Raw genomic sequence first — 15,020 nt, forward strand, 5'->3', positions numbered from 1 at the left:
CCTCAGGCCTGCACGCGCTGCGCAATGGCGATGCGCAGCCGCGCGAGGCGGTACGCATGTTCCCTGGCCAGCGATCGGGCCTGGTCCAGCGTGACCGGTTCGAAGTGCACCGGTTCGCCGGGGCGCAACTGCGCGGCGCGCCCCAGGTCGCAGGCGATCACATGGCCCAGTCGCGGATAGCCGCCCACCGTCTGTGCGTCGGCCAGCAGCAGGATGGGCTGTCCGTCGGGCGGCAGTTGCAGCGTGCCGACGGCGACCGGTTCGGACACGCCGTCGCCTGTTCCCGCGGGCAATCCGGTGCCACGCAGCCGCACGCCCTGACGATTGCTGTTCGGGTGCGTACGCCAGACCTGAGCGGCCAGCATGAGGGCGGCCGGAAGCGCGGACGGCACGTAGCGCAGGACGTGGCGATCCGCCGTCCATGGGTCGTCCACGTCGATCCACCATGCGGGAAAGGCGGGTTGCCGCGCGATGGCAACCTCCCTGCGGACCTCGCCGACAGGCAGGCGATCGCCGGTGGCCAACGCGCGTCCGTCCACGCCGCCGAACCCGCCGCGGAGATCGGTGCTGCGGCTGCCGAGCACGGCGGGTGTCGCGATGCCGCCCGCCACGGCGAGCCAGGCCCGCGCGCCATCGCGCAAGGGGCCGAGCGCGAGCTCGCCTGCGGGCAGATCGATGGGTCGCCCCATCGGCAGCGGCACATCATTCCACCGCGCCTGCACCGTGGCGCCGGTCAGCGCGATGCGGCAGGCACGCGGCAACCGCAGGCGGGGACCTTGCAGTGCGATCTCCAGTCCCGCCGCGCCTTCATCGTTGCCGACCAGCCGGTTCGCCATCGCCAGGGCGGAGGGATCCATCGCGCCGGCACGCGCCACGCCAAGATGGCGCCAGCCGTGGCGCCCCTGGTCCTGCACCGTCGTCTGCACGCCGGGCGACAGCACCTGCCACGCGCTCATGGCGACGCTGCCAGGTGGCGGAACGTGGCTTCGTCGATCGGCACGAAACGCACCCGGTCGCCGGGTTGCAGCAGTGCAGGCTGCGCGCGGCCTGCATCGAACAGCATCGCAGGCGTTCGCCCCAGCAAGCGCCATCCTCCGGGGCTTTCGCGCGGATAGATGCCGGCCTGCGCGCCGCCGATCGCAACCGAACCGGCCGGCACCCGCGTGCATGGCGTCGCCAGCCGTGGCAGCGCCAATGCCGGATCCAGCCCGAGCAGATAAGGAAAGCCCGGTGCGAAGCCGATCATCGCCACCGTGTAAACGGGTGCGCTGTGGCGCGCGATCAGCGACGCCGTATCGCATCCCAGCGTCTGCGCCGCGTCGATGAGGTCCTCGCCGTATTCGCCGCCGTAGCACACGGGAATCTCGTGCAGCCCGGTGTCGCCGACGGATCGCGATGAGGGATCGGCAAGCAGGGCTTCAACCGATTCACGTACGACCGCATGCGCATCGCTGGCCGGCGCATGGTCGGTATCGAAGAACACCGCCAGGCTGGCGTAGGCCGGCACCAGATCGCGCAGCCACGGCGGCGAGCGGTCGCGCAGCCGCGCCGCCAGCGTGTGCACCTGCGCATTGGTCTCCGCCTCGATGCGCTCGCCGAAGCGCACCAGCAGGGCATCGTCGCCGAGCGGTTCGAAGCGCGGCGTGCTCATGCCAGGCGCAGGCGCCAGCGCTCGATCCCGGCAGCCAGTTGTTCCGGCGTATGGCGGACAGCATGCCCATTGCCCCACACCGGTCCCGGCCACGCCGCATCGCCGTCACGACGCCCGACCAGGTGCACATGCAGCTGCCGCACGATGTTGCCGAGTGCGCCGATGTTGAGTTTCTCCACGCCGGGAGTCGCGCGGATCAACTGGCCGGCCTGGTTGATCTCCGCCAGCAGCAGGCGCTGCTGGCCGCCATCCAGGTCCAGCCATTCGCTGGCGCCATTCACGCGCGGCACCAGCACCAGCCAGGGATAGCGGGTGTCGTCCATCAATCGCACCTGCGACAGCGGGCCGTCGGCGATGAAGGCACTGTCGGCGGCCAGGCGCGGGTCGAGCAGGAAATCGGTCATGCGAGGTTCCGGGTGAAGAAGTCGAGCGTGCGCTCGCGTGCGAGCCGCGCACTGGATGGCTCGTAGTCCGCGCGCAGGTCGCAGTTGAAGCCATGCCCGGCCGGGTAGGTGAAGACCTCCATCCCGGGCAGCGCGTCGCGATGGGCCTGCACCATGTCCGGCGGGATCGAGGCGTCCTGTTCGCCGAAATGGAACATCACCGGCGCACGCGGTGGTTCGTCGAGGAACGGCAGATTGCCCGCCCCGTAGTAACTGACCGACGGCAGTCCGATCCGCAGCGCCGCCAGCAGGGCGACGGTGCCGCCCCAGCAGTAGCCGACCGTGCCGACGCGGTGATGCGAAGCCGCCAGTGCATTGGCGGCGGCATGCGTGATGTCGTTGGCCCGCTCGAGTCCGACGGCGGCTTTCAGTGCCTGCCCGCGTTCGACGCCGTCGGCGTCGTAGGCGAGTTCCACGCCAGGCTCGACGACATCGAAACAGGCCGGCGCCAGCACCGCGTAGCCCTCCAGCGCAAACCCTTCGGCGACGCTGCGGATATGCGCGTTCACGCCGAAGATTTCCTGCACCACGACCAGGGCGCCGCGCGGCGCGCCGGCCGGATCGGCCTGCCAGGCCGCGATGCGGCCGTGCGGTGTATCGAGGGTGGTCCAGTGGCCCATGCGGTCAGTGTATGCCGGCGCCAGGGGCGACCCAAGGACGGCGTGCACCTGTCTGCCCGCCTGAACGCGCATTCCGGGCCAGACGAAGGCGGGAGGCTATAATCCGCGCCCCGTACACGCCGCCGCCGTACCGTCTCCATGTCCCTGCAGAACCCCAAAGTCGGCTTCGTCAGCCTCGGCTGCCCGAAGGCCCTGGTCGACTCCGAGCGCATCCTCACCCAGCTGCGCGTGGAGGGCTACGACATCGTGCCGACCTACGACGCGGCGGACGTGGTGGTGGTGAATACCTGCGGCTTCATCGATTCGGCCGTGGCCGAGTCGCTGGATGCCATCGGCGAGGCGATGAACGCGAACGGCAAGGTCATCGTCACCGGCTGCCTGGGCAAGCGTCCGGAGCAGATCCGCGAGCAATACCCGGACGTGCTGGCGATCAGCGGTCCGCAGGACTACCAGAGCGTGATGGAGGCGCTGCATGAAGCGCTGCCGCCGAAGCACGATCCGTTCGTGGACCTGGTGCCGGACTATGGCATCAAGCTGACCCCGCGCCACTACGCCTATCTGAAGATATCCGAAGGCTGCAACCACCGCTGCAGCTTCTGCATCATTCCGTCGATGCGCGGCGACTTGGTGTCGCGTCCGGTCGATGACGTGCTGCGCGAAGCCGAGCGGCTGGTGCGCGGCGGTGTGAAGGAACTGCTGGTGGTCTCGCAGGACACGTCGGCCTACGGCGTGGACGTGAAGTACGCCGAGCGCGAGTGGCGCGGCAAGGCCTACCAGACCCGCATGAAGGCGCTGTGCGAAGGCCTGGGCGAGCTCGATGCCTGGGTGCGCCTGCATTACGTCTATCCGTATCCGCACGTCGACGACATCGTGCCGCTGATGGCGGAGAACAAGGTGCTGCCGTACCTGGACATTCCGTTTCAGCACGCCAGCCCGCGCATCCTCAAACTGATGAAGCGCCCGGGTGCGGTCGACAAGACGCTGGAGCGCGTGAAGCGCTGGCGTTCGATCTGCCCCGACATCACGCTGCGCTCGACCTTCATCGTCGGCTTTCCCGGTGAGACGGACCAGGAGTTCGAAGAACTGCTGCAGTTCCTCGACGAAGCGCAGCTCGACCGCGTCGGCGCGTTCGCCTATTCGCCGGTCGACGGCGCCGCGGCCAACCTGCTGCCCAACCCCGTGCCGGAAGAGGTCAAGCAGGAGCGCCTGGCGCGTTTCATGGAGAAGCAGGCGGAGATCTCCGCCGCGCGCCTGGAAGCGAAGATCGGCACCGTGCAACAGTGCCTGGTCGACCTGATCGAAGACGACATCGCCGTGGCGCGCTCCAAGGCCGATGCGCCGGAGATCGATGGCCTGGTGCATATCCAGAACGGTGGCGAACTGGGCCTGCGCGTCGGCCAGTTCGTCGACGTGGAGATCACCGAGAGCGACGAGCACGACCTGATCGGCGATGCCATCGTCGAGACGGCGGGTGCGCCGCTCGATCTCAAGGTGCTGTGACCGCGCCAGACGCTGGAATCCGCGCTGGTGACGGCCGGCGTCGTTTCATCGCGCCTAGGCGTGGACAGGTGGATGCCGCGTGTTTCCGGCATCCGGTGTTCGGCGGGTACGGTGAGTACCTGGCCCTGCTGACGTCCGCGCGGTGGCCGGACATCGACGCCCTCAATGCGCGCATGCCGACGTCCGGTCCGCGTTTCGTGGCGCAGGACGCGGTCTTGCTCGGCGACGGTCTGCATTACGAAGCACGCATCGCGCAGGGGCGCATCGCCACGCGTGCGGAGAACTGGCACGACCTGTTCAACGCGATGGTCTGGATGCGTCACCCAAGCCTCAAGCACGCCCTCAACCAACAGCAGTGCCGGCAGATCGAACGGATGGGCACGCGTGAGCGCAGTCCTGCGCAGCAGGCGCTGACGCAGTTCGATGAAAGCGGCGTCATCGTGCAGGTGCGCGACAGGGCGCTGCTGGACCTGTGGGACCGGCATGACTGGATGGCACTGTTCCATGCCAACGCAGGTCGCTGGCGTGATGGCGGCATCAGCGTCGCGGCCGTGGTCGGGCATGCGCTGATGGAGCAGATGCTCGTGCCGGGGCGCCTGCTGGTCGGCAAGTGCCTGATGGTGCTGGGCGACCCGGTCGACAGCGTCGCACGCGTGGTCGAATCGATCGCGGCGGGGACGAGTCTCGTCACGCCGACGGAACTGCGTCCGTTGCCACTGTCCGGCATCCCCGGGTGGCATGCGGAGCAGGGCGAGTCTTTCTATAAGCAGGCGGACTACTTCCGGCCGCTGCGCGAGGGTCGTGTCTACCCGCGACCGCTGTGAGGATCAGCTCGCGTAGTCGACATCCACCAGTACGAACTGCGTGAGGCCGCCGGGCAGCTCCACGGCGAACTCGTCGTCGATGCGCTTCTTCAACAGCGCGCGCGCCATGGGCGAATCGATGCTGATCCAGCCACGTGCCGCGTCGGTCTCGTCCGGGCCGACGATGCGGTAGCGCGAGGTCTCGCCGCTGGCGACGTTCTCCAGTTCGACCGTCGCGCCGAAGAACACCGCCTCCGGATCGCTGGGCGCGGTGTCGACCACGCGCAGCACTTCCAGCCGCTTGCTCAGGTAGCGCACGCGGCGGTCGATCTCTCCGAGCTGCTTCTTGCGGTAGGTGTACTCCGCGTTTTCCGAGCGGTCGCCTTCGGCGGCGGCGGCGGCCAGCGCCTTCACCACCTCGGGACGGCGCACACGCCACAGGTCGTCGAGTTCCGCCTTCAGACGGTCGTGGCCTTCGCGGGTGATCAGGGCGGTGCTTTTCTCGCCCGGCGGGCGCCAGCGGGACATCAGTCGTTCCCGGTGTCGTCGAGTGCGCGACGCAGTGTGCGGCCGCGTGGATCCTCGATAGGTTCGATGCAGCTGCCGGTGGTCTGCACCAGCAGGTCGTCGTCGTGGATCGCGAACTCCAGCGGCTGCGCCGGTACGTCGTCGGGCGTGAGCTGTACGCAGGTGCCGTTCCAGGTCACCGACCAGCGTCCGCGACTGACCGGCGTCGCTTGCAGATCATCCTGGCAATGCATCTGCAGCGCGTAGTGTCCGTCGGCTTGCAGCGACAGCAACGCATCCTGCGACGCGCAGGCGCGGTCCTTCATGGTGCCGAAGAACTGGCCAGCGAAAGCCTCGGGCGTCGGATTGGCGGCGACGACGACAAGCGGCATCGAGCAGACCGGGAGAGCGAACAGCCACTTCATCCGTGCGATCAGCGGCGTCCGCCGAAGATGCTGCCCAGGATGCCGCGCACGATCTGGTTGCCCAGCTTGGTGCCGACGGTGCGGGTGGTCTGCTTGGCCATCGTCTCGATCATGCCCTGGCGGCGCTTGGTGCCGAACACCGCGTCCTTGACCGCCTGGCCGAAGCCGCCGGCATCGGGATCGTCCTTCTCCGTCTTCGCAGCCGGCGCGTTGGCGGCCTGCACGGCCGTCTCGGCGCGTTTGGCCAGCATCTCCGCCGCCGATTCGCGGTTCACGGCGGCGTCGTACTTGCCACCGACCGGGCTGCCATTGCGCACCTGCTGGCGTTCGCCTTCATTGATGGCACCCATGCGGCAGCGCGGCGGCGACACCAGCGTCTGCTGCACCGGTGAGGGAATGCCCTTGTCCTGCAACGTGGACACCAGCGCTTCGCCGGTGCCCAGCGTGGAAATCGCCTGCGCGACGTCCAGCTTCGGATTCGGCACGAAGGTCTGCGCCGCGGTCTTCACCGCTTTCTGGTCGCGCGGGGTGAACGCACGCAGCGCGTGCTGCACGCGGTTGCCGAGCTGGCCGAGGATGTTGTCGGGCACGTCGTCGGGGAACTGCGAGCAGAAGTACACGCCCACGCCCTTGGAGCGGATCAGGCGCACGACCTGTTCGATGCGCTGCTGCAAGGCCGGCGGTGCATCGTCGAACAGCAGGTGTGCCTCATCGAACACGAACACCAGCTTGGGCTTGTCGAGGTCGCCGACTTCCGGCAGCGTCTCGAACAGCTCCGACAGCAGCCACAGCAGGAAGCTGGAATACAGGCGCGGCTTCAGGATCAGCTGGTCGGCGGCGAGGATGCCGATGACGCCGCGGCCGTCGGTGTTCGTGCGCATCAGGTCGGTCAGTTCCAGCGCGGGTTCGCCGAAGAACATCTCGCCGCCTTCCTGTTCCAGCCGCAGCAGCGCGCGCTGGATCGCGCCCACCGACTGCGTGCTGACCAGCCCGTAGCTGGTGGAAATGTCCTTGCGTTCGGCGGCGACCAGGCCGAGCAGCGCACGCAGGTCTTCCAGGTCGAGCAACAGCAGGCCGCGGTCGTCGGCGAGCTTGAACACGATGTCCAGCACGCCGCTCTGGGTGTCGTTCAATTCCAGGATGCGCGAGAGCAGGGTGGGACCCATCTCGCTGACGGTGGTACGGACCGGGTGGCCGAGCTTGCCGTACAGGTCCCAGAACACCACCGGGCTGGCGATCGGTGAGTAGTCGGCAATGCCGATGTCCTTCGCCCGCTGCATGACGCGCTCGCTGCCATCGCCGGCCGCCGCCAGGCCGGCCACGTCGCCCTTCACGTCGGCCATGAAGACCGGCACGCCCATGCGCGAGAAGCCTTCGGCCAGCGTCATCAGCGTGACCGTCTTGCCGGTGCCGGTGGCGCCGGCCACCAGGCCATGGCGATTGCCGAACTTCGGCAGCAGCGTGACCGGGATATCGTCCGTGATGCCCTTGCCCAGCAGGATCGGATCCATGTGCAACCTCGCGTGGTGATGCCGGGATTCTAGCGGCTGGAAACCGCCTCGGGGATAAAGCGATGCGACGCGCGACCTTGCCCCGGCCGCGCGGGCGGGGCTACCCTCCCGGCTCACACTCTGGATGCACACCTGATGTCGCTTGCGGTTCCTGCCTGTCTGCGCCTGTGGCCCGTTGCGGTCGCCCTGTCCCTCCTTCTGGTCTCACCCGTGTCGCTGGCGCAACGCGTGTCCGCGAAAGACCGTGCCGCGGCCGAAGCGCTGGAACAGCGCATGGCGGCTGCCGAAAAGCGGTACCGCGACGGTCTGGTGCTGGTGGCCAACAGCGATCCGCGCGGTGCGACCGAGAGCGACGCCGCGCTGGAGGACATGGAGGACGTATTGGCGGCCTGCGTGCAGCAACGCGGCTGTCAGGTGCCCACGCTGCTGGCGACCTACAAGCGCCTGCTGAAGGGCAACGCCGACGCGCAGGGTGAAGGCGAGACGGAAGAGGGCGAGGCCATCGATGCGCTGGATGACGGCACCGACCACGCGGTTCCGACCGGATCGCCGGTACCCGAGACGGCACGCACGGCTGCACTGCTGAACGACCAGCGGCACGCCTTCGACCGCATGGTCGAATACAACCCGGCGATCCAGGCCGGCATCCGTCGCTGGCTGACCGACATGCGCCCGGCGCTGATCGACAGCTACGAGAACTACCAGAACATGCGCGCCGAACTGTACCCGGCGTGGGAGCGCAGTGGTCTTCCGGAGGCGTTGCTGTTCGGCATCATGGCGAAGGAGTCCAACGGGCGCGTGCATTCCACCTCGCGCGCGGGTGCGGCGGGGCCGATGCAGTTCATGTTCCATACCGGCGCGCGCTTCGGACTGGGGCGCGATGCGAGCGGGTTCGACACGCGCTATGACCCGTATGCGTCCGGCCAGGCCAGCGCCGAGTACATGAACGAGCGCATGCGCGGGCTCAACAACAACATCGAGCTGGCACTGGCCGCCTACAACGGTGGCGAGGGCCGGGCGGCCCGTGTCTATCGGGAGAATCCCGGCCTGGGCTTCTGGGACGACGTGGTCTACAGCCAGTTCCCGGGCGAGACGCGCGACTACGTGCCGATGGTGATCGCGGCGGCGTGGCTGTTCCTGCACCCGCGCCAGTACGGCCTGGAATTCCCCAAGGTCACGGCCCAGCCGGCGGCGCTCAAACTGGCACGCGACGCGTCGCTCTACGAACTGACCATCTGTCTGGGTAACGGCGGCACGCGCGAGGGCTACATGCGCACGCTGCGCAACCTCAATCCGCGCTATCAGCCGGAGGCCTGGATTCCGGCCGGTACCACGCTGAAAGCGAATGCGCGTATTGCGGGCCTGTACACGCGCTACTGCGTCAACGGTCCGCGCGCGGAACTGGCGCGCACGCTGGTGAGCGCCGATCCGGCCGCCGCCATCCGGCGTGCGTCGCGGGCAGGCAATGTCGCCGTCGGTGACGTGACCCCGGTCGCGGGCGTTCCGACGACCGTCGCCTCCGGCGAGCCGAAGCCCGCCGAGCCGAAAGCGAAGCAGGCGCGCGACTACCGCGTGGCGAAGGGCGATACGCTCGGCCGTATCTCGCAGCGGTTCCAGTGCGACCTGAAGAAGCTGGCGCAGGCCAACAGGCTGAAGGCGCCGGCATACGCGGTGCGGCCTGGGCAGGAGCTGAAGCTGGAGAGTTGCTCGAAGTAGCGTGCGCCGCGCGCACGACCGCAGGATGCCGACCTGCCTGCCGTCGTGCGCATAGCGCACGCTACGCTGCGTGGGCGTCGGCAACATCGTCATCGCGGGTGCCGCCCGATGCTGCTGGAGGTTGCTCCATCGGCCTGCCGCACGGAGGCTTTGACGTAGCGTGCGCCATGCGCACGACCACGCGATTCCGGCCTGCTTGAGGTCATGCGCTCGGCGCACGCTATGGTTCGCCGGCGTCGAAGGTATCCATGTCGCGGGTGGCTCGCCAGTCCGGAGGATAAGTGCCTGTGCGGACGTGCCGGTCGAAACTCGAATAAGGCCATGACGCGGCTGCGTCCACATGGCCATGTTTAACGGCATTGAAGTGGATGTAGTCGATATGTCGGTGCAGGTCATCCGTGTCGCGGATTAGGTGCTCCCAGTAGCGTCGTTGCCACAGCCCGCTTTCGCGACGCGCGACCATCGCGCAGGTTCGTGCCATCGGCGGAAGCCCGGCCAGTTGGGATGTCCTGCGCTTGATGATCGACCAGCGTCGTGGATAGTCCGTATCGCCTTCCGGCAGTGTCCAGATCACGTGAAGGTGGTCCGGCAGCAGGACCCAGGCCGGCATCGAGAACGGCAGCGTCAACCGCACTTCGCGCATTGCCGTGCCGAAGGCCGAGATCACGCGCGTGTCGGTCAGCAGGGGGCGCCGTCGTGCGGCGACGACCGTGAAGAACCATGTTGCGCCGGGCGTGAATACGCGTCGGAACCTCGCCATCCTTGGCTGCCTTTCGGGGAGAACAGGCGGTCATGATGCGGTTCATGCGGCGTCGGCGCCATTAACAATGCCTGCCGGATGGCGAGCATGGCGTCTGTGCACCCGAGCGCGTCGCAGAGATGCATCGTGCGGTCGTGCGCACGGCCATGGGATGCATGGTGGGCTCTTGCGCGCGGGGATGTATCGTGCGGTCGTGCGCATGGCGCACGCTACCCGTTACTGCAGCCGCGCGAGCGCTTGTCCCAATCGCACCGGCGATTCCGCCTTCAACTCGGGCGCCAGTGTCGCTACCCCCGGCGGCAACAGCACGATGACGGTGGAGCCGTAATTGAAGCGGGCCATCTCCGCGAACCGTTCCAGCGTGATGCCCTTGCCGCGGTAATCCTTGCGCGTGATCGCGGTGCCGTAGGTGGGGATCTCCTCGCCGCTCCACACGGTTTCCACGCCGGAGACGAGCAGGGCGCCGACCATCACCGAGACCATCGGGCCGAAGTCGGTGTCGAAGTGGCAGACCAGGCGCTCGTTGCGCGCGAACAGGCGCGGCACGCTCGCCACCGCGTCGGTGCCCACGCTGAAGAGACGGCCTGGCACGTGCACGGTTTCGCGCAGCGTGCCGGTCCACGGCATGTGCACGCGGTGGTAGTCGCGCGGCGACAGGTAGACGGTGGCGAACAGGCCGTTGCGGAACGGCTCCGCGTCCGCCGCGTCGCCCAGCAGCTCGGCCGCGGTGAAGGACTGGCCCTTGGCCTGGAAGATGCGGCCGTCCTCGATCGGGCCGCACTGGCTGATATGACCATCGGCCGGCATCAGCAGCGCGCGCGGATCGGCGTCGGCGACGCGGGCGCCCGGCTTCAGCGCACGGGTGAAGAAGGCATTGAAGCTGGGATAGGAACGCGGATCGGGATTCGCGGCCTCACCGAGGTCGACGTTGAACTTCTTCGTCACCGTGTCGATCAGCCAGCGGCTGGTGCCCGGCGAAGTGGAATACGCCAGCCGCCGCGCCAGCGACGACAGGAAGCGGTGCGGCAGGACGTAGGTCAGCGAGGTCAACAGGCTCATTGCGTCGACGCCTCGGTCAGCGCACGCATGTCGGCGGCGATCGCCTTGGGCTGGAAGGGCGGGCGGATCAGGCCGGCCAGGCGGCCCTGCGGATCCAGCACGCCGATCGCCGAGGAGTGGTCCATGCTGTAGTCGTTCGGGTTCTGCTCGAAGCCGTCGCCCGGCACCTTCATGAAGACGAACCCCAGCGACTTGGCGAAGTTCTCCAGCGCCGGCACGTCGGCCGTGGCCGCCATCGTGTCGGGATGGAAGGCGTGGGCGTACTCGCCGATGCGGGTGGGCGTGTCGCGCTCCGGATCCACCGACACGAACAGCACGCGCGGGCGGGTGGAGTCGGGCAGGTCCTTCCACTGCGCCTGCGCCTGCGCCAGTTCGGCCAGCGTGGTCGGGCAGACATCCGGGCAGAAGGTGAAGCCGAGGAAGACCAGCGTCCAGTGCCCCTTGAGTTCGCCGTCGGTCAGCTGGGTGCCGTCGGACTGGCGCAGCGAGAACGGCGGCAGCGGGCGCGCCTGCGGGAACAGGGGGACGGTCTGCGTCGGCGGCCACACGGTGGCGGGCGTGGCCGGGCCGAAGAACTTCTGCGCGGCCAGCAGGCCCAGGCCGGCAGCCAGTGCCAGGACGAGGATGAGGCCGATCTTCTTGTTGAACATGCGCTGGGGATTCCCACGGAGGAGGGGCGCGGCCGGTGGGCCGGGGCCGCATGGGCGCGGCACGAAGGCGGCCATGATACCGGGGCAGCCCCTATAATCGGCGGCCTTCGCCGTTCCGGCGTCTTCACAAGCATTGCCATGACCGCCGACGTCGCCGCCGAACTGCACACCATCATCGACCTGATCCGCTACGGCGCCAGCCGCTTCAACGCCGCCGGCCTGACCTTCGGCCACAGCTACGACAACGCGCTGGACGAGTCGTCGCACCTGGTGCTGCACACGCTGCACCTGCCGCCGGATCTGGGCCCCGCTTACGGTCAGGCGCGCGTCACCGGCGCGGAGAAGGCCCAGGTGCTGGCGCTGTTCGAGCGCCGGGTGAACGAGCGCATCCCGGTCGCCTACCTGACCGGCGAGGCCTGGTTCGCAGGCCTGAGCTTCAAGAGCGATGCGCGCGCGCTGGTGCCGCGCTCGCCGATCGCCGAACTGATCGAGGCTGGTTTCGAGCCCTGGCTGGGCGGTCGCGAGGTCAATCATGCGCTCGACCTGTGCACCGGCTCCGGCTGCATCGCCATTGCGATGGGCCACTACCACCCGGACTGGCAGGTCGATGGCGTCGACATCAGCGACGACGCGCTGGCGCTGTCGGCCGAGAACAAGGCGCGCCTGCTGGCCGACAACGTGCAGTTCATCAAGTCGGACCTGTTCGCCGGCCTGACCGGTCGCCACTACGATCTGATCGTCACCAATCCGCCATACGTCACCAACGACGAGACCGACGCATTGCCGAAGGAGTATTCCTTCGAACCGGAACTCGGCCTGCGTGCCGGCGACGACGGCCTGGACCTGGTGCTGAAGATCCTGCGCGATGCGCCGCTGCACCTGAGCCAGGACGGCCTGCTGATCTGCGAGGTCGGCGAGTCCGAGCGCGCGCTGGTGAAGCTGCTGCCGGACGTGGAATTCGCGTGGATCGAATTCAAGGTCGGCCAGATGGGCATCTTCGCCGTCGAATGCGCCGAGTTGATCCGCCACAACGCGCAGATCAGCGCGCTCGCCGCCGCGCGAAAATAAGGCCGCAAGCGGCGCCGGCAGCGGTTGCGAACGCAACCGTCGCAGCCGGCGTTGGCGCACTGCACAATAGGGCGGCCGGCATGCGATGCTTCAACGCCCGGCACGGTAGGTCCACCCGCGGAGCGGCGCTTGAGCAGCAACAGTTTCGGAAAACTCCTCACCGTCACCACGTTCGGCGAATCGCACGGGCCGGCGATCGGCTGCGTGGTCGATGGCTGCCCGCCGGGACTGGAGATCGCACCGGAGGAGTTCCGCCACGACCTGGAGCGCCGCGCCACCGGTAAGTCGCGGCATACGTCCGCGCGCCGCGAGGCCGACGAGGTCGAGATCCTCAGCGGCGTCTACGAAGGGTGCACCACCGGCACGCCGATCGCGCTGCTGATCCGCAACACCGACCAGCGCAGCAAGGACTACGCCGACATCGCGCGGCAGTTCCGCCCCGGCCACGCCGATTACACCTACTGGCAGAAGTACGGGATCCGTGATCCGCGCGGCGGAGGACGCTCGTCCGCGCGCGAGACCACGATGCGGGTGGCCGCGGGCGTGATCGCAAAGAAGTGGCTGCAGCAGCGCTATGGCGTGACCGTGCGGGGTTACCTGTCGCAGCTCGGTCCGATCGTGCCGGCGGGCTTCGCCTGGGAGGCGGTGGAAGACAATCCGTTCTTCTGGCCGCACGCCGCGCAGGTGCCGGCGCTGGAAACCTACATGGACGCGCTGCGGAAGTCGGGCGACTCCATCGGCGCGCGCGTCAATGTCGTCGCCGACGGCGTGCCCGCCGGCTGGGGCGAACCGATCTACGGCAAGCTGGATGGTGACCTCGCTGCCGCGCTGATGAGCATCAATGCGGTGAAGGGCGTGGAGATCGGCGACGGGTTCGCCGCGGTCACCCAGAAGGGCACCGAGCACCGCGACCTGATGACGCCGGACGGCTTCCTGTCCAACCATGCCGGCGGCATCCTCGGCGGCATTTCCACCGGGCAGCAGGTCACCGCCTCCATCGTGCTGAAGCCCACCTCCAGCCTGCGCCTGCCGGGCGCGACGGTGGACGTGGACGGCAATACGGTGGACGTCATCACCACGGGCCGCCACGATCCCTGCGTCGGCATCCGCGCCACGCCGATCGCCGAGGCGATGATGGCGCTGGTGCTGATGGACCAGGCGCTGCGCCATCGCGCACAGTGCGGCGATGTCGGTGAGGTGCCGCCCCACGTTCCCGGCAGCGTCGATGGCTGAGCCGCGGCCGCGCGTCTGGGTGTCGCAGCCGCTGTTCGACGACATCGTCGGACGGCTGGCGGCGCACTTCGACGTGCAGTCGACGGACGAGGTCACCGAGTACACGCCGCAGGCCATTGCCGACGCGCTGCGCGATTGCGCCGGCGCGCTGGTCACCTTGAACGAGCGCATCGGCCCGCGGGAAATCGCTGCGGCGTCGCAGCTGCGCGCCATCGCCAATGTCGGCGTGGGCTACAACAATCTCGATGTGGCCACGCTGACGCAGGCCGGCATCGTCGCCACCAACACGCCGGACGTGCTGACCGAGACGACGGCCGACTTCGGCTTCGCGCTGCTGATGGCTACCGCACGCCGCATCACCGAGGCCGAGCGCTGGCTGCGCGACGGCCAGTGGCAGCAGTGGTCGTTCGGCACGCTGCTGGGCGCCGACCTGCATGGCAGCACGCTGGGCATCATCGGCATGGGCCGGATCGGGCAGGGCATCGCCCGCCGCGCGCGCGGGTTCGACATGCGCGTGCTGTACCACAACCGCAGCCGGTTGCCGGACGCGGTCGAGCGCGAGTGCGGTGCGGCCTACGCCAGCTTCGACGACGTGTTCGCGCAGGCCGACCACGTGGTGCTGGTACTGCCGTACTCGCCGCAGGTCCATCACTTGGTCGATGCCGCAGCGCTGGCGAAGATGAAGCCCACCGCCACGCTGGTGAACATCGCGCGCGGCGGCATCGTCGACGAGGTCGCGCTGGCCGACGCGTTGGTGAACGGTCGCCTGGCCGCGGCCGGCCTGGACGTGTACGAAGGCGAACCCGCGGTTCGTCCCGAACTGCTCGCGCTGCGCAACGTGGTGCTGACGCCGCACATCGCCAGCGCCAGCCTCGCCACGCGCCGCGCGATGGTGTCGCTGGCGGTGGACAACCTGATCGCCGCGCTCGGCGAAGGCCCGGATGCCGGCCATCCGCCGACGCCGGTCAATCCGGACGCACTGGCCATCGCCGGCGCCATCAAAACCACCATCGCCAAACGACAGGGAGCCTGAGGCACGCCCGCAGGTTCCCCGAACACAGCCTTCGCCTGTCT

General features: G+C 68.5%; 16 protein-coding genes. 6 read left to right on the plus strand and 10 right to left on the minus strand.

What is annotated here, in order from left to right; all coding sequences use genetic code 11:
* Window positions 1-2 precede the first annotated feature (2 nt).
* From CSC78_RS03665 to CSC78_RS03680, 4 genes are read right to left on the minus strand one after another with little or no spacing between them, the layout of a single operon-like run.
* A complete protein-coding gene (locus CSC78_RS03665; RefSeq protein WP_162336553.1) occupies window positions 3-956 on the minus strand; it encodes a 5-oxoprolinase subunit C family protein in 954 nt (317 codons plus the stop codon).
* On the minus strand, window positions 953-1,651 hold the full coding sequence (gene pxpB, locus CSC78_RS03670; protein WP_162336554.1) for a 5-oxoprolinase subunit PxpB: 699 nt from the start codon (window positions 1,649-1,651) through the stop codon (window positions 953-955). Before pxpB ends, CSC78_RS03665 begins: the two co-directional genes overlap by 4 nt.
* On the minus strand, window positions 1,648-2,055 hold the full coding sequence (locus CSC78_RS03675) for an HIT domain-containing protein (RefSeq protein WP_162336555.1): 408 nt from the start codon (window positions 2,053-2,055) through the stop codon (window positions 1,648-1,650). The genes pxpB and CSC78_RS03675 overlap by 4 nt, the downstream gene beginning before the upstream one ends.
* Complete coding sequence (locus CSC78_RS03680) at window positions 2,052-2,714, minus strand: dienelactone hydrolase family protein (RefSeq protein ID WP_162336556.1); 663 nt, start codon at window positions 2,712-2,714, stop codon at window positions 2,052-2,054. Before CSC78_RS03680 ends, CSC78_RS03675 begins: the two co-directional genes overlap by 4 nt.
* Window positions 2,715-2,852: 138 nt before the next feature.
* On the opposite strand from CSC78_RS03680, the gene rimO reads away from it, so the two are divergent.
* Complete coding sequence (gene rimO / locus CSC78_RS03685; RefSeq protein WP_162336557.1) at window positions 2,853-4,214, plus strand: 30S ribosomal protein S12 methylthiotransferase RimO; 1,362 nt, start codon at window positions 2,853-2,855, stop codon at window positions 4,212-4,214.
* Window positions 4,211-5,038, plus strand: coding sequence for a DUF3025 domain-containing protein (locus CSC78_RS03690; protein ID WP_162336558.1), 828 nt, complete (start codon window positions 4,211-4,213; stop codon window positions 5,036-5,038). Before rimO ends, CSC78_RS03690 begins: the two co-directional genes overlap by 4 nt.
* A gap of 3 nt (window positions 5,039-5,041) precedes the next feature.
* On the opposite strand, the gene greB is transcribed toward CSC78_RS03690, so the two are convergent.
* The 3 genes from greB to CSC78_RS03705 are packed head-to-tail and all read right to left on the minus strand — an operon-like array spanning window position 5,042 to window position 7,460.
* Window positions 5,042-5,545, minus strand: a complete 504-nt coding sequence (greB, locus tag CSC78_RS03695) for a transcription elongation factor GreB (protein WP_162336559.1) — start codon at window positions 5,543-5,545, stop codon at window positions 5,042-5,044.
* A complete protein-coding gene (locus CSC78_RS03700) occupies window positions 5,545-5,949 on the minus strand; it encodes a copper resistance protein NlpE N-terminal domain-containing protein (protein WP_162336560.1) in 405 nt (134 codons plus the stop codon). The genes greB and CSC78_RS03700 overlap by 1 nt, the downstream gene beginning before the upstream one ends.
* An 8-nt stretch (window positions 5,950-5,957) precedes the next feature.
* On the minus strand, window positions 5,958-7,460 hold the full coding sequence (locus CSC78_RS03705) for a helicase HerA-like domain-containing protein (RefSeq protein ID WP_162336561.1): 1,503 nt from the start codon (window positions 7,458-7,460) through the stop codon (window positions 5,958-5,960).
* A gap of 135 nt (window positions 7,461-7,595) precedes the next feature.
* On the opposite strand from CSC78_RS03705, the gene CSC78_RS03710 reads away from it, so the two are divergent.
* Window positions 7,596-9,176: a transglycosylase SLT domain-containing protein gene (locus CSC78_RS03710; protein ID WP_162336562.1), complete on the plus strand. Its 1,581-nt coding sequence runs from the start codon at window positions 7,596-7,598 to the stop codon at window positions 9,174-9,176.
* 220 nt (window positions 9,177-9,396) lie between these two features.
* Here the strand turns inward: CSC78_RS03710 and CSC78_RS03715 are convergent, their stop codons facing one another.
* From CSC78_RS03715 to CSC78_RS03725, 3 genes are all read right to left on the minus strand, one after another.
* Entirely contained in the window at window positions 9,397-9,936 is a 540-nt protein-coding gene (locus CSC78_RS03715; protein WP_162336563.1) for an REP-associated tyrosine transposase, read from the minus strand.
* A gap of 216 nt (window positions 9,937-10,152) precedes the next feature.
* Entirely contained in the window at window positions 10,153-10,995 is an 843-nt protein-coding gene (asd, locus tag CSC78_RS03720) for an archaetidylserine decarboxylase (RefSeq protein ID WP_162336564.1), read from the minus strand.
* On the minus strand, window positions 10,992-11,645 hold the full coding sequence (locus CSC78_RS03725) for an SCO family protein (RefSeq protein ID WP_162336565.1): 654 nt from the start codon (window positions 11,643-11,645) through the stop codon (window positions 10,992-10,994). The genes asd and CSC78_RS03725 overlap by 4 nt, the downstream gene beginning before the upstream one ends.
* Window positions 11,646-11,783: 138 nt before the next feature.
* Between CSC78_RS03725 and prmB the strand changes: the two genes are divergently transcribed.
* From prmB to CSC78_RS03740, 3 genes are all read left to right on the plus strand, one after another.
* Window positions 11,784-12,713, plus strand: a complete 930-nt coding sequence (gene prmB, locus CSC78_RS03730) for a 50S ribosomal protein L3 N(5)-glutamine methyltransferase (protein WP_162336566.1) — start codon at window positions 11,784-11,786, stop codon at window positions 12,711-12,713.
* Window positions 12,714-12,842: 129 nt separating this feature from the next.
* Window positions 12,843-13,946 (plus strand): chorismate synthase, encoded by a 1,104-nt coding sequence (gene aroC, locus CSC78_RS03735; RefSeq protein WP_162336567.1) that lies wholly within the window; start codon window positions 12,843-12,845, stop codon window positions 13,944-13,946.
* Window positions 13,939-14,979, plus strand: a complete 1,041-nt coding sequence (locus CSC78_RS03740; RefSeq protein ID WP_162336568.1) for a 2-hydroxyacid dehydrogenase — start codon at window positions 13,939-13,941, stop codon at window positions 14,977-14,979. The genes aroC and CSC78_RS03740 overlap by 8 nt, the downstream gene beginning before the upstream one ends.
* Window positions 14,980-15,020: the final 41 nt, after the last annotated feature.

It is taken from the genome of Pseudoxanthomonas japonensis (assembly GCF_010093445.1).
Taxonomy (GTDB): Bacteria; Pseudomonadota; Gammaproteobacteria; order Xanthomonadales; family Xanthomonadaceae; genus Pseudoxanthomonas_A; species Pseudoxanthomonas_A japonensis.